The 21,038-nt window shown below is 71.5% G+C and carries 19 protein-coding genes and 1 tRNA gene; 11 read left to right on the top strand and 9 right to left on the bottom strand.

Translation table 11 applies throughout. From position 1 onward, the window contains the following. Positions 1 to 5: 5 nt before the first annotated feature. From ACSMXO_RS04080 to ACSMXO_RS04110, 7 genes are all read right to left on the bottom strand, one after another. Positions 6 to 1,091, bottom strand: a complete 1,086-nt coding sequence (locus ACSMXO_RS04080) for an Lrp/AsnC family transcriptional regulator (protein ID WP_346259806.1) — start codon at positions 1,089 to 1,091, stop codon at positions 6 to 8. Continuing rightward, the gene (locus tag ACSMXO_RS04085) at positions 1,088 to 1,954 is read right to left on the bottom strand and encodes an alpha/beta fold hydrolase (RefSeq protein WP_455416733.1); all 867 of its coding nucleotides are present in this window, start codon (positions 1,952 to 1,954) and stop codon (positions 1,088 to 1,090) included. The genes ACSMXO_RS04080 and ACSMXO_RS04085 overlap by 4 nt, the downstream gene beginning before the upstream one ends. Continuing rightward, positions 1,951 to 3,117 carry a M24 family metallopeptidase gene (locus tag ACSMXO_RS04090; protein WP_346259804.1) on the bottom strand — a complete coding sequence of 389 codons (1,167 nt, stop codon included), beginning with the start codon at positions 3,115 to 3,117 and terminating at the stop codon, positions 1,951 to 1,953. Before ACSMXO_RS04090 ends, ACSMXO_RS04085 begins: the two co-directional genes overlap by 4 nt. Before the next feature lie 8 nt (positions 3,118 to 3,125). Then, on the bottom strand, positions 3,126 to 4,049 hold the full coding sequence (locus tag ACSMXO_RS04095; protein WP_455416734.1) for an ABC transporter permease: 924 nt from the start codon (positions 4,047 to 4,049) through the stop codon (positions 3,126 to 3,128). After that, positions 4,046 to 5,011, bottom strand: coding sequence for an ABC transporter permease (locus tag ACSMXO_RS04100; protein ID WP_346259802.1), 966 nt, complete (start codon positions 5,009 to 5,011; stop codon positions 4,046 to 4,048). Before ACSMXO_RS04100 ends, ACSMXO_RS04095 begins: the two co-directional genes overlap by 4 nt. Before the next feature lie 74 nt (positions 5,012 to 5,085). After that, positions 5,086 to 6,699, bottom strand: a complete 1,614-nt coding sequence (locus ACSMXO_RS04105; RefSeq protein WP_455416735.1) for an ABC transporter substrate-binding protein — start codon at positions 6,697 to 6,699, stop codon at positions 5,086 to 5,088. Next, positions 6,699 to 7,907 (bottom strand): dipeptidase, encoded by a 1,209-nt coding sequence (locus ACSMXO_RS04110; RefSeq protein WP_346259800.1) that lies wholly within the window; start codon positions 7,905 to 7,907, stop codon positions 6,699 to 6,701. The genes ACSMXO_RS04105 and ACSMXO_RS04110 overlap by 1 nt, the downstream gene beginning before the upstream one ends. Before the next feature lie 130 nt (positions 7,908 to 8,037). Here ACSMXO_RS04110 and ACSMXO_RS04115 point away from each other — a divergent pair, with 130 nt between their 5' ends. From ACSMXO_RS04115 to ACSMXO_RS04145, 7 genes are all read left to right on the top strand, one after another. Then, positions 8,038 to 9,156: an ABC transporter ATP-binding protein gene (locus tag ACSMXO_RS04115; protein ID WP_455416736.1), complete on the top strand. Its 1,119-nt coding sequence runs from the start codon at positions 8,038 to 8,040 to the stop codon at positions 9,154 to 9,156. Further along, the gene (locus ACSMXO_RS04120; protein WP_455416737.1) at positions 9,143 to 10,297 is read left to right on the top strand and encodes an ABC transporter ATP-binding protein; all 1,155 of its coding nucleotides are present in this window, start codon (positions 9,143 to 9,145) and stop codon (positions 10,295 to 10,297) included. Before ACSMXO_RS04115 ends, ACSMXO_RS04120 begins: the two co-directional genes overlap by 14 nt. A gap of 215 nt (positions 10,298 to 10,512) precedes the next feature. Continuing rightward, positions 10,513 to 11,388, top strand: coding sequence for a 16S rRNA (adenine(1518)-N(6)/adenine(1519)-N(6))-dimethyltransferase RsmA (gene rsmA, locus ACSMXO_RS04125; RefSeq protein WP_455416738.1), 876 nt, complete (start codon positions 10,513 to 10,515; stop codon positions 11,386 to 11,388). Between the two features lie 130 nt (positions 11,389 to 11,518). Further along, positions 11,519 to 12,475, top strand: a complete 957-nt coding sequence (locus ACSMXO_RS04130; protein ID WP_455416739.1) for a 4-(cytidine 5'-diphospho)-2-C-methyl-D-erythritol kinase — start codon at positions 11,519 to 11,521, stop codon at positions 12,473 to 12,475. 23 nt (positions 12,476 to 12,498) lie between these two features. After that, on the top strand, positions 12,499 to 14,307 hold the full coding sequence (locus tag ACSMXO_RS04135) for an ABC-F family ATP-binding cassette domain-containing protein (RefSeq protein ID WP_455416740.1): 1,809 nt from the start codon (positions 12,499 to 12,501) through the stop codon (positions 14,305 to 14,307). Between the two features lie 119 nt (positions 14,308 to 14,426). Continuing rightward, positions 14,427 to 14,882 carry a DUF4383 domain-containing protein gene (locus ACSMXO_RS04140; RefSeq protein WP_455416741.1) on the top strand — a complete coding sequence of 152 codons (456 nt, stop codon included), beginning with the start codon at positions 14,427 to 14,429 and terminating at the stop codon, positions 14,880 to 14,882. Between the two features lie 81 nt (positions 14,883 to 14,963). Next, positions 14,964 to 15,437, top strand: a complete 474-nt coding sequence (locus ACSMXO_RS04145) for a DUF4383 domain-containing protein (protein ID WP_455416742.1) — start codon at positions 14,964 to 14,966, stop codon at positions 15,435 to 15,437. Positions 15,438 to 15,456: 19 nt separating this feature from the next. Here the strand turns inward: ACSMXO_RS04145 and ACSMXO_RS04150 are convergent, their stop codons facing one another. Both ACSMXO_RS04150 and ACSMXO_RS04155 read right to left on the bottom strand, forming a co-directional pair. Next, on the bottom strand, positions 15,457 to 16,059 hold the full coding sequence (locus ACSMXO_RS04150; RefSeq protein WP_318397763.1) for a TetR/AcrR family transcriptional regulator: 603 nt from the start codon (positions 16,057 to 16,059) through the stop codon (positions 15,457 to 15,459). Positions 16,060 to 16,290: 231 nt separating this feature from the next. Continuing rightward, entirely contained in the window at positions 16,291 to 17,262 is a 972-nt protein-coding gene (locus tag ACSMXO_RS04155) for an acyl-CoA desaturase (protein ID WP_455416743.1), read from the bottom strand. A 148-nt stretch (positions 17,263 to 17,410) separates the two neighbouring features. Here ACSMXO_RS04155 and ACSMXO_RS04160 point away from each other — a divergent pair, with 148 nt between their 5' ends. From ACSMXO_RS04160 to ACSMXO_RS04175, 4 genes are all read left to right on the top strand, one after another. Next, positions 17,411 to 18,262, top strand: a complete 852-nt coding sequence (locus ACSMXO_RS04160) for a helix-turn-helix domain-containing protein (protein WP_455416744.1) — start codon at positions 17,411 to 17,413, stop codon at positions 18,260 to 18,262. A 46-nt stretch (positions 18,263 to 18,308) separates the two neighbouring features. Further along, positions 18,309 to 18,379 (top strand) — tRNA-Gln (locus tag ACSMXO_RS04165). Between the two features lie 31 nt (positions 18,380 to 18,410). After that, the gene (gene glmU, locus ACSMXO_RS04170; protein WP_455416745.1) at positions 18,411 to 19,967 is read left to right on the top strand and encodes a bifunctional UDP-N-acetylglucosamine diphosphorylase/glucosamine-1-phosphate N-acetyltransferase GlmU; all 1,557 of its coding nucleotides are present in this window, start codon (positions 18,411 to 18,413) and stop codon (positions 19,965 to 19,967) included. 51 nt (positions 19,968 to 20,018) lie between these two features. Then, positions 20,019 to 20,999, top strand: coding sequence for a ribose-phosphate diphosphokinase (locus ACSMXO_RS04175; RefSeq protein ID WP_455416746.1), 981 nt, complete (start codon positions 20,019 to 20,021; stop codon positions 20,997 to 20,999). Positions 21,000 to 21,038 lie beyond the last annotated feature (39 nt).

The raw sequence follows: 21,038 nt of genomic DNA on the forward strand, positions 1-21,038 counted from the left end.
CGGGCTCAGGCCGACGTACGCCGGTTGCGGGCGGTGACGCGGCCGTTGCCGGCCGGGGTACCGCCGGTCGGCTGGGTCGGGACGGCGTCGCCGCCGATGCCCTGGGCGGCGAGTCGCCGGGCGGCCCACGGAGTGATCACGAAGCCCCGCTTGACGGTGAGCAGTTGCACCCCGGCGGTCCACGCCTGGATGCCGTCGATCCCGCCGAGCGTCTTGGTGGTGAACTCGAAGACGTCGGCGTGGGTCGGCAGGATCACCTCGCACATCAGCGACTCCTGGCCCAGCGTCGCGGCGACGTAGCGGACGCCGCGCAGCGCGGCCAGCTCCCGGGCCACCCCGTCGAGCCGGGACGGCGCCACCGACAGCCAGAAGAAGATCTCCGCCTCGAAGCCGAGCGCCGTCGCCGGGACCAGCGTGATCACCTGTACGCAGCCCGCGTTGTACAGCGACTCGAACCGTCGCCGTACGGTGCTCTCACTGACTCCCAACCCGCCGGCCACGGCCTGGAAGCTGTTCCGGCCGTCCTCGCGGAGCGCCGCGATGATCCGCTCGTCCAGCTCGTCGAGGTGCGCCGGGGGGCAGTCGTGCACCGGTGGCGGGGCGACGAGCTGGGGTTCGGTGCCGAGCAGGTGCCGGGACCACTCGTGGGTCGACTTGTAGGTGTGCAGGTTCAGGTCGGCGACGCTGCCCTGCACCCCGGGGATCTTCTGCAACCCGTTGAGCAGCACGCTGTGCAGGCTGGTCCCCTTCGGCACCAGTACCTCGGCCACCAGGTCGTACACCCCGGTCACCAGTGCGACGAAGCGGATCTCCGGCATCGCGGCCAGCGCCTGCGCGGCGGCGAGCTGGCTCCCCGCCGCGCAGCGGATCCGTACGATCAGCAGGTCGGCCGGCCCGCCGCCGGGCTGCGGCGCGGCGGCGACCTTGACCAGCCCGTCGGCGAAGAGCTGCTGCGCCCGGCGGGCCACAGTGGTGACCGAGGTGCCGGTGAGCTGGGCGATCTCCGTCCAGCTCGCCCGGCCGTTGACCTGGAGCGCGGCGACGATGCGCCGGTCGGTCGGATCGAGGTCGTAGATCTCGCCCGGGATCATGCCCGCGGCGCCGGTACGCCGGCCAGGAACTCCCGGACGACCTGCTGGAACCGCTCCGCCTCCTCCAACTGCGGGGAGTGCCCGGAGTGCTCGAAGACCACCAGTTTCGCGTCCGGGATCAGTCCGGCGATGGTTTCGCTGCACTCCACCGGCGTGATCCAGTCATGTCGACCCACGGTGACCAGGGTCGGGCAGGAGATCCCCGGGAGCAACGACTTGATGTCGTAATTCGGCTGGTTGACGGCAAATGCGAAGTTGTGCGTGGCGTACCGGTACGGCGTGTTCGCCACCCGCTCCCGCACCTTGTCCCAGTCCAGGTCGTGGTCGTAGAGCGGCAGGATCTCCGCCCAGCAGTCCCGGAGGTCGTCGTCGTCCCGGACCGTGCCGGACATGATCCGGTCCAGCTTCACCCGGTCGATCTCCACCCGCGCCGAGGCGAGCGCGTTGCGCAGCGCCAGCTCCTGGTTGGCGTTGTCGGCGGCGGTGTCCCGGAGCACCAGTGCGGCCACCCGGTCCGGATAGCGGATCGCGTACTCCATCGCGATGAAGCCGCCGTACGAGCCGCCGGCCATCACGATCCGCTCGGCACCGATCCACTCCCGCAGCCCGTCCACGTCGGCCGCCCACTGCTGGTGGGTGAACGGCCCGTTCCCCTCGCTCGCCCCGGAACCCCGGGCGTCGAAGACCAGCACCCGGTACTCGTCGGCGAAGGCCGCGAACGACGCCCTCGGTTCCGCCATCGAGCCCAGCCCCGGCGCGCCGTGGTGCACGATCATCACCGGCTTCTCCGGCGCGTCGTCGCCCAGCACCAGCACGTTGAGCCGGTTGCCGTTGATCTCCACCATCGTCGGTTCCATGGTCATGCTCCGATCACGATCTCGTCGAGGTCCCGGGGATAGCTGGTGAGCCGCCGTGGCCCGTCGTCGGTCACCAGTACGGTGTCCGAGATCCGGTAGCCGGCGTGTCCGGGCACGTACACCCCGGGTTCGCTGGAGAGCACCATGCCGGGCGCCAGCACCGTGTCATCGCCGTCGGCCACCCAGGGCGGCTCGTGGAAGCCGAGCCCGATCCCGTGCCCCTGCCGGTGCCGCAGGAACTCGCCCAGCCCGGCCCGGCGGATCACGTCCAGGCAGGCCCGGTTGGCGTCCACGCACCGGACGCCCGGGCGCAGCGCCTCGGTGCCGACCTGCTGCGCCTGGCGGACCACCTCGTAGTAGCGGCGCTGCTCGGCGCTCGGCTCACCGAGCAGGAAGGTCCGCTCGCTCTCCACGAACCGGCCGCCGACCGCGCAGCCGAGCGAGAGCATGAACGGCTCGCCGTGCCGCAGCCGGTCCCCGCCGGGCAGCCGGTGCGGCTGGGCCGAGTTCGGTCCGCCGTAGACCAGGCCGCCGGTGAGCATCGGCACCACCACGACGTCGTCGTGCTCGGCGTACATCAGCGCCGCGCCGTACCGGGTGACGTGCCCGGCCAGCTCCGTCTCGGTGGGCAGCTCGCCGCCACCGGCCGCCGCGTCGGTGACCAGCCGGACGCCCTCGGCCAGCATCGCATCGGCGATCCGGGCCGCCTCGGCGTGCAGGGCGATCTCCTCCGGGGTCTTGCGCAGCCGCAGCGTCCCGACCAGGTCGCTCGGCTCCCAGGCGGTGCCGGGGAAGGCCCGGCCGATCCCGGCGACCCGGGCGACCGAGGTGGACGGGGCGTAGCCGGCCCGGACCGGTGGGGCCGGCACCGCGTCCCGGAGCACCGCCCACGGGCTCCGCTCGCCGGGGAACTCCGGATAGACCACCAGGTCGGCGGCGGCCCGCTGGTCGGCGGCGTACTCCCGCTCCAGGTCCGGGACCAGCAGCAGTACGGCGCCGTCCCGGGCCAGGTAGGCGGCGACCGGGCGCTCGTTCGGGAAGTGCGAAAACCCGGTCAGGTACGCCACGTCGAGCGGATCGTCCAGCAGCAGCGCGTCCAGCCCGGCCCGGTCCAGTTCGGCCCGGACGGTCTCGTGCAGGGCGGAGTAGAAGGAAGCAGCCAGTCGCACCGGCCTCGTCACCTCGTCCTCGGGTTGCGGGCGTCGTTGTACGCCACGGCGAGCAGGGTGGTGGCCACCACCAGCAGCAGGATGGCCAGCGACGGGAAGAGCGTGGTCCACCAGGCGGTGGCGAGCGAGCCGGAGCGCTGCGCCTGGTGCAGGATCGTTCCCCACGACCAACTGTTCGGGTCGCCGAGCCCGAGGAACGACAGCCCAGCCTCGGAGAGCACCGCCCGGGAGGTGGTCAGCACCACCGAGACGGCGACCACCGGCGCGACGCCGGGCAGTACGTGCTTGCGGATGATCCACAGGTGCGAGCCGCCGATCACGTGCGCCGCCGAGACGTACGGCATCGGCACCACGGCCAGTCCCTGGGAGCGGACCACCCGGGCCACCTCGGGCCAACTGAAGACCGCGATCACCACCACCAGGGTCGGCACGCTCGGCCCGGCCAGCGCGGCGACCAGGATCATCAGCGGCAGCACCGGCAGCGAGAGCGAGACGTCGACGATCACCCCGAGCACCAGATCGGCCGGCCGGAAGTACGCCGCCGCGACCCCGACCAGCACGCCGATGACGATCGCCAGCAGGCTGGCCGCCAAGCCGACCACGATGCTGACCCGGGTCCCCCAGACCACCTGGGCGAAGACGTCCCGCCCCAGGTCGTCGGTGCCGAACCAGTGCCCGGCCCCCGGGCCGGCGAGCACCTCCTCGCCGTACCCGCTGGGGTAGTCGGCGATCAGCGGCGCGGCCAGCGCGACCAGGCCGAGCAGCAGCAGGATTCCGGCGCTGACCATGCCCAGCGGGTTGCGCCGGAACGACTGCCAGGTCTGCCGCCCCACCGATTCCGACGGCGGCAGCCCGCCGGCCGCCGGGGTCCCGGCGGCGGCCGGCGGCGGCGCGTCGCCCGACGGCGGGATCAGCGCATCGGTCGTCGTCATGACGTCCTCACCCTCGGGTCGAGCAGTCCGTAGGCGAGGTCGGTGAGCAGGTTGGCGGCGATCACCGCGAACGCGAGCATCAGGAACGCGCCCTGCAACACCGGGAAGTCGAGCTGGCCGACCGCCTCGAAGATGGCCCGGCCGACCCCCGGGTACGCGTAGATCGACTCGGTCAGCACCGCCCCGCCGACCAGGAAGCCCAGTTGCAGCCCGACCAGCGTGGTCGTCGGCAGCAGCGCGTTGCGCAGCGCGTGCCGCCAGACCACCTTCCGGTTCGGCAGCCCCTTGGCCCGGGCCAGCGTGCAGTAGTCCTCGCCGAGCGCGTCGATCAGCGTGCTGCGCAGGGTCAGCACGTACGAGCCGAGCTGCACCAGCACCAGCGACAGGCAGGGCAGGATCAGGTGCAGCGCGATGCTGCCGTACGCGGCCAGCCCGTAGACGTCGTCGTCCATCGCGCCGCCGATCGGCAGGATGCCGAAGACCACCCCGAAGACGTAGAGCAGGAACACCCCGATGCTCGGGATGAAGAGCGACTGGCCGGTGATGCCGCCGACCTGGATCAGCCGGTCCAGGGTGCCCTTGGCCCGGGTGGCCGCGAGCACGCCGAGCGGGATGCCCAGCGCCACCGTCACCACCAGCGCGGAGCCGGCCAGCAGCAGGGTCCAGGGCAGCCGCTCCAGCAGGATGTCCAGCACCGGCTGGTTCTGCCGGAACGACACCCCGAGGTTGCCGTGCAGGAGCTGGGTCAGGTACTCCCAGTACTGCACCGCCAGCGGCCGGTCCAGGCCGTAGTCGCGCAGCAGCTCGGCCCGCAGTTCCTCGGTCATCCCCGGGTCCGCCACCGCCAGGGCCGGGTCGCCGGGCAGCAGGCGGAGCAGGAAGAACGTCACGGTCACCGCGAACCACATGGTCAGTACGCCGCGCAGCAGGCGGCGGGTGACGAACCGGGCGCCAGCGGGCATGGTCTCTCTCCTCCCTTGGCTTGGCGTCGGGGCGGGCCGGTCACACCGGGCCCGCCCCGACCGCGTCGAACTGGTCAGCCCTTGGTGGCCTGGGCCACCGAGACGGGGTTGACGATGGAGAGCAGCTCACTCGGCTGGACCAGGAAGTTGGACCACTCCGCCGAGTGCGCGATGGTGAACTCCTCGACATAGAGCACGTTGTCGTACACCTTGTCGGTGATGATCTTCGCGGCCTGCTGGATCGGGCCCTTCTGGGCGGCCTGGTCCAGCTGCGACCGGGCCTGGTCGATCAGGGCGTCCAGCTCCGGGTCGCAGGCGTTGGCGTAGTTGATGAAGCCCTTGCACTTGAACGCCAGCGCCAGGTTGGCCGGCGGGTTCTCCATGATCGCCCACGAGCCGGCGTAGATGTCGTAGTCCCGCGCGGTGTACTTCTCGACGTACGTGTTCCGCTCCAGACCCTCCAGCTTGATCTCGATCCCGGCCTCCTTGCTGGAGTCCCGGACCAGCTGCGCCCACTTGGAGATGTTCGGGTCGGCCTGGTCGTAGATCATCCGCAGGCTCAGCCCGTCGAACAACCCGTCCCCGTTGCCGTCGGAGAATCCCGCACCGGTGAGCAGCGACTTCGCCTTGGCCGGGTCGTGCGCGTACTCCTTGGCGGTCGGGTCCTGCCACTGCTTCAGCGTCGGGGTCAGCACCGAGGAGTTCGACGAGACCGCCTTGCCCTGCAACGCCACCCGGCGGATCGCCTCGTAGTCGACCGCGGCGGCCAGCGCCTGGCGTACCTCCAGCTTGTCCAGCGGCTCGCGGGCGGTGTTGTACTGCATGTGCGCCCAGCCCAGCGACGGCACCTTGACCAGCTTGAGCTTGCTGTCGCCCTCCAGGGTCTTGGCCAGCGGCGGCGGCAGCGCGTTGGCGATCAGGTCGACGTCGCCGTTGCGCAGCGCCAGCGCCTCGGTGTTGACGTCGGGGAAGACCCGGAAGACCACCTCCTTGGTCTTCGGACCGCCCTCGACCAGCGGGAAGTTCTCCATCCGCTCCAGCACGTACCGCTGGCCCCGCTCCACTGTGGTCAGCTTGTACGGCCCGGCCGACACCCAATCCTTGTCGTTCGCGAACTTCTGCACGCTGCCGACCTTGCTGAAGACGTGCTCCGGGACGACCGGCATCCAGAAGCCGACGTTCTCCAGGAAGGTGCCGTCCGGCTGGGAGAGCTGGAACTCGATCTCCGTCGGGGAGATCACCGTGGACTTCTGGTACGACGAGATCAGCCCGGCGACGACGCCGATCTTCTCCTTGGCGACGGCGTCGATGGTGAACGCCACGTCGTCGGCGGTGACCTTCTCCCCGTCGCTCCAGGTGAAGTCGTCCCGCAGCGTGAACTTCGCCTTGCGCCCGCCGTCGGTGTACTCCCACTTGCTGGCCAGGTACGGCGAGCGCACCCCGTCCATCCCCATGCTCATCAGCCGGGGGTACATCAGGTTGGTGACCCAGGTGTCGGTACGGCTGTTGCCGACCAGCGGGTTGTAGTTGAGCACGTCGGCGGTGGTGCCGATCGTGATCCGGTCCGCCGAGCCGCCGCTGCCGCCGCCATCGGAGCTGTCCGGGTTACTGGGTGAGCAGGCGGTCGCCGCCAGCCCTATCGAGAGCGCGCCCGCCGCCACGGCGAGGGCGCGCCGGAATGTACGCATCAGTGCCAGACCTCCTCAAGGACGCGCATGATGTTGCCCCCCAGGACCTTGCCGATCTCGTCGTCCGAATAGTCGTGGCTGACCAGCCAGGAGACGATGTTCCAGTAGCACTCGGCCGGGTTCTCCAGCCCGTCCACGTACGGCACCCGGGGGTGCTCGACGTGGCCGTGCGCCTCGGCGATGGACAGGTGTGCGGCGAAGGTGTCGTGCAGTCCGACATGGTCGCCGAAGAGGGTGTCCGGCCCGAACGCCACGTGGTCGATGCCGACCAGGTCGACACAGTGCACAAAGTGGTCCATCACCGACTCGATGCTGTGCTCGGGGTGGGCCGGCGAGAGCGTGGTGTGCGGTGCGGCCTCCAGGCCGAGCACCCCGCCGCGCTCGGCGCAGGCCCGGATCACCTCGTCCGGCTTCATCCGGTTGGTGGGCCAGACGGTACGCGATCCGGCGTGCGTGATGAAGATCGGTTTGGTGGAGGCGGCGATGACGTCGGCCGAGGTACGGTCGCCGGAGTGCGACACGTCGATCGCGATGCCCAGCTTGTTCATCCGGCGTACGGCCTTCTCGCCGAAGTAGGTAAGGCCGCCGTCGCCACGCTCCTTGAGCCCGCTGCCCAGGGTGTTCGCCTCGCTGTAGGCGATGCCCATCTGCCGGACGCCGAAGCCGTAGAGCATGTCGATCCGGTCCAGCTCGTTCTCGATCATCGTGGCCGCCTCGGTGGCCAGCACCAGACCCATCCGGCCGGTCTCGTGGGCGTGGTGGATGTCGGCCAGCCGCTCCACCCGGATCAGGTAGTCCTGGTGGGCCAGGTCGGACAGCCGCATCCCCAGGTCGGCGATGACGTCGGTCCACTTCCAGCCCATCTGGCTGGTCACGCAGCAGGTGCCGTCCATCATGTTGTCGAAGACGGCGGTCATGCCGGAGCGGGCCAGTCCGGCGTACCCGGTGTGGTGCCGGGCGGTGCGGTTGTAGTCGACGGTCTGGCCGATCTCCTCCGGGAAGACCGACGGGTGGTCGTGCAGCGAGATCACGACGTTGTCGGCGAGCAGCCGGCGGACCCGGTCTCGCTGCCCGTCCGTCAGCGAGATGCCCTGGTACGCCGGCACCCGGCCGAGTTCCGGAGCGAGCTTGAACTCCCGGTAGTCGGTACCTGCCTCCAGGTAGCTGTAGGACGTGTATCCGGTGTAGCGCGGGGCCGGGTCGAGCACGCCGCTCCCTCCTTCGGGTCGGTGCCAGATGCTGGGCGCGCGGTGGATTTCGGCGCCGTGACCTGATCTGGGTGTGGATTGTCGGCGATGTGGGAGCAGAGATTGCCAGGATCAGGCGCAGCGTGTCAACATGTTGGCCAACTCCGGCGCGGATCAACGGCTGGGCGACAGAAATCGTTACGGCAGGAAACATCACGGAAATTCGGGAGGTGTAGTGACTAGCGGGGTAGAGAGCCAGCGACGGTCACCCGATGCCGACCTGCCGGCCGCACTGCGGGTCCGGGGCCTCGACGTCACCTTCACCGGCCGGCGCGGCACCGTCCCGGCGGTGCGCGGGGTCGACCTCGACATCGCCGCCGGCGAGGTGTTGGTGCTGCTCGGCGAGTCCGGCTCCGGCAAGTCCGTCACCGCCCGCGCCGTGATGGGACTGCTCGACTCCGGCGGGGTGCAGGTCCGGTCCGAGCAGATCCGGGTCGCCGGGCACGACCTGACCACCGCCGGCCCGGAGCAGGTCCGGAAGGTGCGCGGCGAGACCATGGCGCTGGTCTTCCAGGACGCCCTCTCCGCGCTCAACCCGGTGCTCTCGATCGGCGACCAGCTCGGCGAGGTGTTCCGGATCCACCGTGGGCTGTCCCGCCGGGCCGCCCGGGCCGAGGCCGCCGAACTGCTCAAGCTGGTCGGCATCCCGGCCCCGGACCGCCGGGTACGCGACTATCCGCACCAGTTCTCCGGCGGCATGCGGCAACGGATCCTGATCGCCATGGCGGTCGCGCTCGGCCCCCGGCTGCTGATCGCCGACGAGCCCACCACCGCGCTCGACGTGACCGTGCAGGCGCAGATCCTGCAACTCGTCGACCGGCTGCGCGCCGAACTCGGGATGGGCGTCCTGCTGATCACCCACGACCTAGGGGTGGCCGCCGAGATCGCCGACCGGGTCGCGGTGATGTACGCCGGCCGGATCGTCGAGACCGGCACCGTGGCCGAGGTACTGGACGGGCCGGCCCACCCGTACACGGCGGCGCTGCTGCGCTCCGTACCCGATCTGGCGCAGCCCGGCGACCGGCTCCGGCCGATCCCGGGGAGCCCGCCGAACCTGCTGGCGCTGCCGACCGGCTGTGCCTTCCATCCGCGCTGCGACCGGGCCACCGAGGAGTGCACGGTGACCCGCCCGGAGCGGCGGCCGCTCGCCGTACCCGGCCGGACCGCCGCCTGCCACCACGCCGAGGAGGCCGTCGATGCCCCCGTCTGACCACCCGGCCGGGCCCGGCCCAGCCTCCTCCGGCCCGGCCGGGTCAACCCCGACGGTCGGTACGCCGACCGCGCTCTCCGCCTCCGCCGGCCCGAACACCTCCGGCCCGCTGACCGCCGACCCGCCGACCATCGGCGAGCCGCTGCTGGTCGCCACCGGGGTCCGCAAGACCTACCGGGCCGGACGCGGCCTCGGCGGCCACTCCCGGGTGCACGCCGTGGACGGGGTGGACCTGACCGTGGCGGCCGGCGAGACCCTCGGGGTGGTCGGCGAATCCGGCTGCGGCAAGTCGACCCTGGCCCGGCTGCTGGTCGGGCTGGAACGCCCCGACTCCGGCCAGGTCCGCTACGCCGGCCTCGACGTCGGCTCCGCCCGGGGCACCCGCCGCCGCGAACTGCGCCGCGCCGTCCAGATGGTCTTCCAGGACCCGGTCACCTCGCTCAACCCCCGGATGCCGATCCTGGACGTGATCGCCGAACCGCTCGACGTGCACAAGCTGGCCCGGGGCGCGACCGCCCGCCGGGACCGGGTCGCCGAGCTGCTGGAGATGGTCGGGCTCGCCCCGGACATGATGCGCCGGTTCCCGCACGAGTTCTCCGGCGGGCAGCGACAGCGGATCGGCATCGCCCGGGCGCTGGCCACCGAACCCCGGGTGGTGGTCTGCGACGAGCCGGTCTCCGCCCTCGACGTCTCGGTGCAGGCCCAGGTGGTCAACCTGCTCGCCGAGTTGCAGCAGCGGCTCGGCATCGCCCTGGTCTTCATCGCGCACGACCTCGGCGTGGTCCGGCACGTCTCGCACCGGGTCGCGGTGATGTACCTCGGCCGGCTCGCCGAACTCGGCCCGGCCGCCACCGTCTACCAGGACCCGGCCCACCCGTACACCCGGGCGCTGCTCGGCTCCGTGCCGGTGCGGCACCCGCGCGAGCGGGGCCGGGAGCGGATCGTGCTGTCCGGCGACCCGCCGAGCCCGGTCGACCCGCCGTCCGGCTGCCGGTTCCACACCCGCTGCCCGATCGCCCAGGACGTCTGTGCCCGGGAGACCCCGGCGCTGCTCGTTCCCGAGGGCGACGCCCCGACCGTCGCCGGCGAGCGAATCGCCGCCTGCCACTTCGCCGGTACGCCGCTACCGGCTACGTCGTAGCCCGCAGCGCCGTCGGTCCGGCTCTTTGCTCGGTACAGCTGGACACCAGAGGCGTTACGGCACTCGGATAACGCCTCTGGTGTCCAGGTCGGCGCCGGCCGGGACGGCGGAGCGGCCGGCTGCTCGTGCGGCCGGCGACCGTGGGCACAGCGACGTCGGACGGTACGGCGGGTACGCCGTCCCGGCCGCACCGGCGGGCCGTACCCTGTTGCAGCATGGCCGCAGACCTGCTCGGCCCGGCGGAGATCCGGGAACTCGCCGCCCGGCTGGGTGTGCACCCGACCAAGAAGCTCGGCCAGAACTTCGTGCACGACCCGAACACGGTGCGCCGGATTGTCGCCGCCGCCGGACTGACCTCGGCTGACGTGGCGCTGGAGGTCGGGCCGGGGCTGGGCTCGCTCACCCTCGGCCTGCTGCCGGTGGCCGGGCACGTGCACGCGGTCGAACTCGACCCGGTGCTGGCCGGGGCGCTGCCGGAGACGGTGCGACGGCACGCCGGCCCGACCGGTGCGGCCCGGCTGACCGTGCACCCCGCCGACGCGCTGCGGATCACCGCCGCCGAGCTGGCCGAGCCGGCCCCGACCGCGCTGGTGGCGAACCTGCCCTACAACGTCGCCGTGCCGGTGGTGCTGCACCTGCTCGCCGAACTGCCCGCGCTGCGGCACGGACTGGTGATGGTGCAGAAGGAGGTGGCCGACCGGCTGGTCGCCGGTCCGGGCTCCCGGACCTACGGTGTCCCGTCGGTCAAACTCGCCTGGTACGCCGACGCGCGCGGCGCCGGCCGGGTCCCGCCGAACGTCTTCTGGCCGGTACCGAACGTCGACTCCGGGCTGGTCGCCTTCACCCGGCGCGAGCCGCCCCGGCCCGACGTACCCCGGCAGCAGGTTTTCGCGGTGGTCGACGCCGCGTTCGCGCAGCGTCGCAAGACCCTGCGGGCCGCGTTGGCCGGCTGGGCCGGCGGTCCGGACCGGGCGGCGGCGGCGCTGGTCGCGGCCGGGGTCGATCCCGGCGCCCGGGGCGAGTCGCTGACCGTCGCGCAGTTCGCCGCGATCGCCGCGTCGGCCCCGGTGGCCGCCCGACCCGCCGAGTAGGCTGACGGCGTGTGTGGCAGGAGGTGGCCGACGTGACGGCCGAGCCGGTGGATCCCGCGTCCTGGCGACCGTGGTCACCTGACCCGCTCCGCCAGCGGCTCGCCCGGCCGCGGGCCCGGGGCATCGCTGCATGACCGAGGCATGGCGGCCGGACGACGAGGACGAACGTCCGCGCCGGAGGATGTCCGGCCCGGTCAAGGTCCGGGTACCGGCGAAGGTGAACCTCCATCTCGGGGTCGGGCCGCTGCGCCCGGACGGCTACCACGAGCTGAACACCGTCTACCAGGCGATCTCGATCCACGACGAGCTGACCGCCCGCCGGGGTGACACCCTCACCCTGACCATGGAGGGCGAGGGCGCCGGTGAGCTGGCCCTGGACGAGTCCAACCTGGTGATCCGGGCGGCCCGGGCGCTGGCCGCGCACACCGGGGTGCCGGCGCACGCCCGGCTGCACCTGCGCAAACAGATCCCGCTGGCCGGCGGCCTGGCCGGGGGGAGCGCCGACGCCGCCGCCACGCTGGTCGCCTGCGACGCGCTCTGGGGCACCGACCTGAGCCGGGACGAGCTCGCCGGGATCGCCGCCGGGCTCGGCTCCGACGTCCCCTTCCTGGTGTACGGCGGCACCGCGCTCGGCACCGGCCACGGCGAGACGATCAGCCCGATCCTGGCCCGCCCGGTCACCTGGCACTGGGTGGTGGCGATCGCCGAGGGCGGCATCTCCACCCCGGCCGCCTACCGCGAACTCGACCGGCTGCGCGCCGAACACGCCGCCCCAGCACCGCTGCGTACCGCCGACGCGCTGCTCGCCGCGCTGCGTGGCCGGGACCCGGCCCGGCTCGGCCGGGCGCTCGGCAACGACCTCCAGGCCGCCGCGCTCTCGCTGCGCCCGGCGCTCGCCGAGACACTGAAGGCCGGCGAGGCGGCCGGAGCGCTCGCCGGCATCGTCTCCGGCTCCGGGCCGACCTGCGTCTTCCTGGCCGCCGACAGCGGTCACGCCGAGCGGGTCGCCGCCGAGCTGACCGCCTCCGGGCTGTGCCGGACGGTCCGCACGGCGTACGGGCCGGTCCCCGGCGCCCGGGTGAGCTGACCACCTGACTACCGTCTGAGTACATGGCCAACATCGTCAATCTGGACCGGGTCTCCAAGGGGTACGGCGCGGCGGGGCAGCTCCTGACCGACGTCTCCCTGGGCCTTTCCGACTCGGACCGGATCGGCGTCGTCGGGCTGAACGGCACCGGCAAGTCCACCCTGCTGCGGTTGCTGACCAAGGCCGAGGAGCCGGACAGCGGCCGGGTGACCCACCGCCGCGACCTGCGGGTGGCCTGGCTGCCGCAGACCCTCGTGCTCGACCCCGAGGCCCGGGTCCGGGACGTGGTACTCGGCACCGCCTGGCTCGACGAGGGGTTCGGCGCCGAGCACGAGTGGGCCGGCGACGCGGGCGTACGCGCGATCCTGGACGGGCTCGGCATGCCGTACCTCGGGCTGGACCAGCCGGTCGGGCCGATGTCCGGCGGCGAACGGCGGCGGGTGGCCCTGGCCGCCCTGCTGGTCCGCACCGCCGACCTGCTGGTGCTGGACGAGCCGACCAACCACCTCGACGTGGCCGGGGTGGACTGGCTGGCCCGGCACCTGATCGGCAAGCGCGGCGCGCTGGTGGTGGTCACCCACGACCGGTGGTTCCTGGACGCCGTCTGCACCGACACCTGGGAGGTCGCCGACCGGACGGTACGCGCCTACGAGGGCGGCTACGCCGCCTGGACGCTGGCCCGGGTCGAGCGGGAGCGGGTGGCCGCGGCCACCGAGGCGCGCCGGCAGAACCTGCTGCGCAAGGAGATCGCCTGGCTGCGACGCGGCCCGCCGGCCCGGACCTCCAAGCCGCGGTTCCGGATCGAGGCGGCGAACGCGCTGATCGCGGACGTACCGCCGCCGCGCGACACGGTGTCGCTGCAACGGCTGGCCACCGCCCGGCTCGGCAAGCAGGTGTACGACCTGACCGACGTCACCCTGACCGCCGGCCCGAAGTTGATCCTGGAGAACCTGACCTGGCAGGTCGGTCCGGGCGACCGGATCGCCATCGTGGGCGCGAACGGGGCCGGCAAGACCACCCTGCTGCGGCTGCTGGCCGGGGTACGCGGCCCGGACGCGGGGCAGGTGCGGACCGGCTCCACCGTCCGGCCCGCCTTCCTGTCACAGGAGCTGGCCGAGCTGCCGGGCCAGCTGCGGGTACTGGAGGCGGTCGAGGAGGTGGCCCGCCGGGTCGTACTCGGAGACCGGGAGGTCAACGCGTCCCAGCTCGCCGAGATCTTCGGTTTCGACGACCGGCGGCTCTGGACCCCGGTCTCCGACCTCTCCGGCGGGGAGCGGCGCCGGCTGCAACTGCTCCGGCTGCTCGCCGCCGAGCCGAACGTGCTGCTCTTCGACGAGCCGACCAACGACCTGGACACCGACACCCTGGCCGCGCTGGAGGACCTGCTCGACTCCTGGCCCGGCACCCTGATCGTGGCCAGTCACGACCGCTATCTGGTCGAACGGGTCACCGACGTGGTGTACGGGATGTTCGGCGACGGCCGGCTGGTGCACCTGCCCGGCGGCATCGACGAATATCTTGCCCGGGCCGCCACGCCCGGCGGGCCGCCACCGGACGGGCGGAGCAACGGCACGGTACCGGCCGCCGCACGGGTCGACGGCGCGCTCTCCGGCGGGGAGCTGCGGGCGGCCCGCAAGGAGCTGAGCCGGCTGGAGCGGCAGATCGGCAAGCTGGAGCAGCGCGAGGCGGCGCTGCACGACCAGATGGCCGAGCATGCCACCGACTACACCCGGATCGCCGAACTGGACGGCCAGCTCCGGGCGGTACGGGCCGAGCGGGAGCAGACCGAGGAGGCCTGGCTGGCCCTGGCCGAGCAGGTACCGGAGGGCTGAGCGCCGGCGCGGCGACGACGGCGGCAGCTGACCGGCGGGGGTGTGCGGCGTCACCCGGATGCCATGCGGAAGAATCTAGCCCCGACCCTCACTGGCAACGGCGTTGGAGACTGCTGATCATGGCCCACAACCCCGTCAACCATCCCGCGCGGCCGGTCTACCGGGCGATCGGCGGGCTGACCGGCCTCTACCTGGTGGCCTTCGGCGTCCTCGGCTTCGTCGAGGCCGGCGGCGGCGAGTTCTTCGCCCAGGACGACACCCTCGTGCTGGGCCAGGGGACCAACCTCGGCTACTCGGCGATCTCGACCGTGCTCGGCCTCGTGATCCTGCTCGCCACCCTGGTCGGCCGGAACGTCGACACGGCGGTCGACAAGTTCCTCGGGTACGGCCTGATGGCGCTCGGGCTCGCCGGGCTGGCGGTGCTGCGTACCGACGCCAACTATCTCAACTTCACCGTCGCCACCACCATCGTGACCATGATCCTCGGTCTGGTCCTGCTGATGTGTGGCATGTACGGCAAGGTCGGCTCCGAGGAGGAGGCCAAGGCCTGGCAGGACGCCCGCCTGGTGCTCTGATCCCGGCGTTCGCCGGGCAATCCCCTCCGGCCCGGGTGACAATCCGGTAGGAAAGTCGCCCACCGGCAGCGAGGAGGGGCAATGGCGCATATTCCAATCAACCATCCGGCGCGGCCGGTCTACCGGGTACTCGCCGGGCTGATCGGCCTCTACATCGTGGTCTTCGGCGTCTTCGGACTCTTCGAGACCGCCGGGCACGACTTCTTCAGCCGGGACAGCCACTGGGTGTTGGGGCTGCGGACCAACATGGCGTTCGCGCTGGTGTCGGTGATCTTCGGGCTGGTGGTGCTGTTCGGGGCGGTGCACCGGGGCAATTTCGGGCACCTGATGAACCTGGCCATCGGGGTGGTCTTCCTGGTGGTCGCCATCGCGATGATGACCGTGCTGCAGACCGAGGCGAACATCCTCAACTTCTCGATGTCGACGGTCATCGTGTCGATGCTGTTCGGCCTGGTCCTGCTCGCCACCGGCCTGTACGACAAGGTCGGTCCGCCGGAGCACGCCGAGACGGAACGCGAGATGCGCAGCAGTTCGAACGCCCGCCCCGGCCGCTGAACCCGGCCCCGCCGGCCGCTCAGCGGGTCCGGCGGGTGAGCAGGGTCGGCTTGGCCTCCAGGTGGGACAGGCCGTTCCAGGCCAGGTTCACCAGGTGCGCCGCCACCGTCTCCTTGCGCGGCTTGCGTACCTCCAGCCACCAGCGACCGCTCAGCGCCACCATGCCGACCAGGGACTGCGAGTAGAGCTCGGCGAGCTTCGGGTCGTAGCCCCGGCTCTTGAACTCGGCGCCCAGGATGTGCTCGACCTGGTGCGCCACGTCGTTCATCACGCTGCTGAAGTTGCCGGTGGCGGAGAGCACCGGAGACTCCCGGACCAGCACCCGGAAGCCGTCGGTCTCCTCCTCGATGTAGTCGAGCAGGGCCAGCGCCGCCTGCTCCAGCAACTCCCGGGGATGCCCGGCGGTCAGTGCCGTGGTGACCCGGTCGAGCAGGGCGCGTACCTCCCGGTCGACGACGACCGCGTAGAGGCCCTCCTTGCCGCCGAAGTGCTCGTAGACCACCGGCTTGGAGACCTTGGCGCGGGCGGCCACCTCCTCGATCGAGGTGGCGTCGAACCCGCGCTCGGCAAAGGCCTGCCGGCCGATCGCGATGAGCTGCTCTCGGCGCTGGGCCGCGGACATCCGTACCCGGGAAACGGGCTTGGCGGGCGGCGGCGGTGGCGTCGGGGCCGGGACCTGCCGGCGCCCGATCCCGCGGGTGGTACGCGGACTGTCTGTCACCTCGTTATCCCGCTGCCGTCCCGCGATGCCGCGCTGACTCGTGTCGTCCCTGGTGGTGCCCTCGCTGCGCTCGGTCACCTGGCCATCCTGCCAGGCAGACGCTCGTGGCCGGGTGCCCGGGCGCGTCGCGGGTCAATGCGACGGTGTTGATTTGAGCAGTTTCGCGGCGACCCGTTCGGGCTTCGGCCACCGCACGTCGTACGCGGCGCCGACCTTCTCGAAGAGCCAGATCGTCCGGGCCGTGATGTCGACCTGACCACGCAGTACGCCGTGCCGGGCACAGGTCGGGTCGGCGTGGTGCAGGTTGTGCCAGCTCTCGCCGAAGGACAGGATGGCCAGCGGCCAGAAGTTCGTCGCCCGGTCGCCCTCGCGTACCTCGAAGGGCCGCTCGCCGTAGACGTGGCAGACGGAGTTGATCGACCACGTGATGTGGTGCAGCAGGGAGACCCGGACCAGGCCGGCCCAGAAGAACGCGGTCAGCGCGCCCTGCCAGGACCAGGTGACCAAACCGCCCAGCAGCGCCGGGGTGAGCAGTGAGAGGCTCACCAGCAGCGGGAAGAGCCGGTCGACCCGGCTGATGTCCTTGTCGGCGAGCAGGTCGGGGGCGAACCGCTCGCGGTTGGAGAGTTCCCGGTTGAACAGCCAGCCGACGTGCGCGTGGAACAGCCCCTTGGTCAGCCCCCACACGCTGGCGCCGAACCGCCATGGAGAGTGCGGGTCGCCCTCGACGTCGGAGAAGGCGTGGTGCCGGCGGTGGTCGGCCACCCACTGGGTGATGTTGCCCTGGACGGCGAACGAACCCGCGACCGCCAGGGTGACCCGCAGCCAGCGCTTGGCCTTGAACGACCCGTGCGTGAAGTACCGGTGGAAGCCCACCGTGATGCCGAGCCCGGCCACCACGTACCACACTCCGGCGATCGCGATGTCGGTCCAGCTCAGCCACCCGCCCCAGGCCACCGGTACGGCGGCGAGCAGGGCGAGGAAGGGGATGGTGACGAAGGACCAGAGGGCGACGAGGATGCCCTTGGACTGGACGCCGTCGGTGAGCGGCTTGGGCCCCTTCTTGGCTTCGGAGGCCGGTTGTTCGAGCAGGACGGAGGACATGGCACCTCGCTGAGCGTAGGGGGAAGACTGATAACTTACGCCTACGTCACCGTAACCTACGCTCTCGTAGTCTGCCATGGACGCGAACTGGGAATCCGCTGTCAGCCATCGACGGATCTTGTCGTACACGGGTCCTAATCTCCTGGTCATGGTCGATCCGCTCGCTGCCGAGGCGCGTCGTCTGCGTACCGTCGAGCTGCTGTCCGCGCGAGAGATCCGGCGACGGCTCAGCATCGGCAAGGACCGGTTGTCGGCGTTGCTGCGAGATGTTCCCCCGCCGGAGTGGACGAAACGGCCCAACGCCAAGGACGAGTTGCGGGACCGGGCCGTCGAGCTGCGCGCGGCGGGCCGCTCGGTGCCGGAGATCGCCGACGAGCTGGGGGTGGCGAAGTCGACGGCGTACCGGTGGGTCCGGCACCTGCCGCTCGACCCCGACCCGGAAGCCGAGGCTGACCGTCGACGAGCACACTCCCGTCGGATGACCGACGCGCTCTGGGGACCGCATCGCGCGGCCCGGGACGCGGCCCGGGCGGAGACGATCAAGGCGACGGCGGCCTGGGTGAAGAGCCTTCGCTACCGCGAGTTGATCCTGGTCGGTGCGGCGATCTACTGGTGCGAGGGTGCCAAGGCCAAGCCCTGGCGCCCGAACGACTGTCGCGTCAAGTTCGTCAACAGCGACCCGGGCCTGGTCCTTCTGTTCATCCGCTTCGTCGAGGCGCTGGGAGTGCGGCGGTCGGTACTGCGGTTCCAGGTCAGCATCCACGAGACGGCCGACGCGGAAGCCGCCGGGCGGTGGTGGTCCGATCTGGTGGACGTTCCGGTGGAGGCTTTCCGGAGGCCCTCGCTCAAGCGGCACCGGCCGGAGACCAACCGGCGAAACACCGGCGACGGCTATCGCGGCTGCCTGGTCATCGATGTCCCTGGCTCGAGCCGGCTGTACTGGAAGATCGAAGGGATCATGCGTGGGATGACAGATGAGGATCTGAGGACGGGACGGTAGGGTGTAGATGCTCTCCAACTGAGGGGCACTTTGTCCCTTTTGATGGTCCCGGGTCGTCTAATGGCAGGACGTCAGGTTTTGGTCCTGATTGTAGGGGTTCGAATCCTCTCCCGGGAGCTTCGCCCATCGTCGCTGGTGCCTGGTTAGCATGGGGCCGCACACTGCCGGCCGTTCTGACGGGAGCATTCTCGTGTCCCAGCCCCGCCTCCGCACCGTCGTCGTCCTCGCCGCCGGTGAGGGCAAGCGGATGAAGTCGGCGCTACCCAAGGTGCTCCATCCGATCCTCGGGCGTACCCTGCTCGGCCACGTGCTCACGGCGGCCGCCCCGGTGTCGGCCGACCGCACGCTGGTGGTGGTCGGCCACGGCGCCGACCAGGTCACCGCGCACCTGCGCGACGTCGCCCCGTACGCCGAGCCGGTGCTCCAGGCCGAGCAGCACGGCACCGGGCACGCCGTCCGGATCGCCCTGGAGAGCGCCCCGGACGCCGGTGGCACCGTGGTGGTGCTCAACGGAGACGTACCGCTGCTGCGGCCGGAGACCGTCACCGAACTGGTCGCCGCGCACGAGGCAGCTTCAGCGGCGGCGACCGTACTCGCCGCCGAGGTGGCCGACCCGACCGGCCTGGGCCGGATCGTCCGGGGCGCCGACGGCGGGCTGGAGCAGATCGTCGAGGAGCGCGACGCCAGCCCGGCCCAGCGGGCGATCCGCGAGATCAACGCCGGGATCTACGCCTTCGACGCCGCGCTGCTGCGCGACGCGCTGGGCAAGCTCTCCACCGACAACGACCAGGGCGAGGAATACCTGACCGACGTCTTCGGCCAGTTCGCCGCGACCGGCGAGACCGTGGCGGTGCACGTCGCGGCGGACGCCACCGAGACGCTGGGCTGCAACGACCGGGTCGAGTTGGCGGCGCTGCGCCGGCTGCTGCGGGACCGGGTCAACGAGGGCTGGATGCGCAGCGGAGTGACCCTGCTCGACCCGGCGACCACCTGGATCGACGTCACCGTCACGCTGGGCCGGGACGCGGTGGTCGACCAGAACACCCAGCTCTGCGGCGCCACCACGGTCGGTCCGGAGGCGGCGGTCGGCCCGGACACGACCCTGATCGACACCACCGTCGGCGCCGGCGCCACCGTGATCCGGGCGCACGCGGTCGGCGCGGCGGTCGGTCCGGGCGCGAGCGTGGGGCCGTACGCGTACCTGCGGCCGGAGGCGACGTTGCGGGAGAAGGCGAAGGTCGGCACCTTCGTCGAGGTCAAGAAGTCGGAGATCGGCGAGGGGGCCAAGGTGCCCCACCTGACGTACGTCGGGGACGCCACCATCGGGCCTCGGGCCAACATCGGCGCCGGGACGCTCTTCGTGAACTACGACGGGGTCAACAAGCACCACACGGTGGTCGGTGAGGCGGCGTTCGTCGGCTGTGACACCAGCCTGGTCGCGCCGGTCGAGGTGGGCGCCGGGGCGTACGTGGCGGCGGGCAGCGCGGTGACCGTCGACGTGCCGCCGGGGGCGCTCGCGGTGACCCGGGCCCAGCAGCGCAACATCGACGGCTGGGTGCTGCGCCGCCGGGCCGGCACGAAGTCGGCGGCGGCCGCGGAGCGTGCCGGACAGGGGGCGCCGGGCGCAAGCGAAGGTGAGCCACTGCACGGGGGCTCCGTAGCGGGTGAAGGTCGTCCGGCCTCGGGAGATACTGCAACCGAATAGTCTCTGGCCCAACGCCGGGTGACCCACCGACAAACGGGAGCAGACGAGCCGATGGGCAGCATCGTCGCCGAAAATCGCAAGAGTCTGATGCTCTTCTCCGGAAGGGGATTTCCGGAGCTGGCAACGGAGATCGGTGAGGTGCTCGGGGTGGCGCCGACACCGTCCGACGCGTACGAGTTCGCCAACGGTGAGATCTTCGTACGGTTCAAGGAGTCGGTGCGTGGTTCGGACGCCTTCGTGGTGCAGTCCGTCACGCACGGCGTGAACAAGTGGGTCATGGAGACCCTGATCATGATCGACGCCTTGAAGCGCGGCTCGGCCAAGCGGATCACCGTCGTGTTGCCGTTCTATCCGTACTCCCGGCAGGACAAGAAGCACCGCGGCCGGGAGCCGATCTCGGCCCGGCTGGTCGCGGACCTGCTCAAGACGGCCGGCGCCAACCGGATCCTCACCGTGGACCTGCACACCGCGCAGATCCAGGGCTTCTTCGACGGGCCGGTGGACCACCTCTTCGCGATGGACATCCTGGCCGAGTACGTCCAGCGCAAGTACGCCGGCCGCCCGATGACCGTGGTGGCCCCGGACTCGGGCCGGGTACGCGTCGCGGAGCGCTGGACAGACCGGCTCGGCGGCTGCCCGCTGGCGTTCATCCACAAGACCCGGGACCCCTCCAAGCCGAACCAGGTGGTGGCGAACCGGGTGGTCGGGGACGTCGAGGGTCGGGTCTGCCTGGTCGTCGACGACATGATCGACACGGGTGGCACCATCTGCAAGGCGGCCGAGATCCTGCACGAGGCGAAGGCCGCGGACGTGCTGGTGGCCTCCACCCACGCCCTGCTCTCCGACCCGGCGACCGAACGGCTGAAGAACAGCCGGATCAGCGAGGTGGTGGTGACCAACACCCTGCCGCTGCCGCCGGAGAAGCAGCTCGACAAGCTCACCGTGCTCTCCATCGCGCCGCTGCTGGCCCGGGCGATCCGCGAGGTCTTCGATGACGGCTCGGTGACCACCCTCTTCGGTGGGCTGAGCTGACGACTGCCCGGCGGACCGACTCGACGCTGCGCCGGGTCG

The organism is Plantactinospora sp. DSM 117369, from assembly GCF_053764795.1.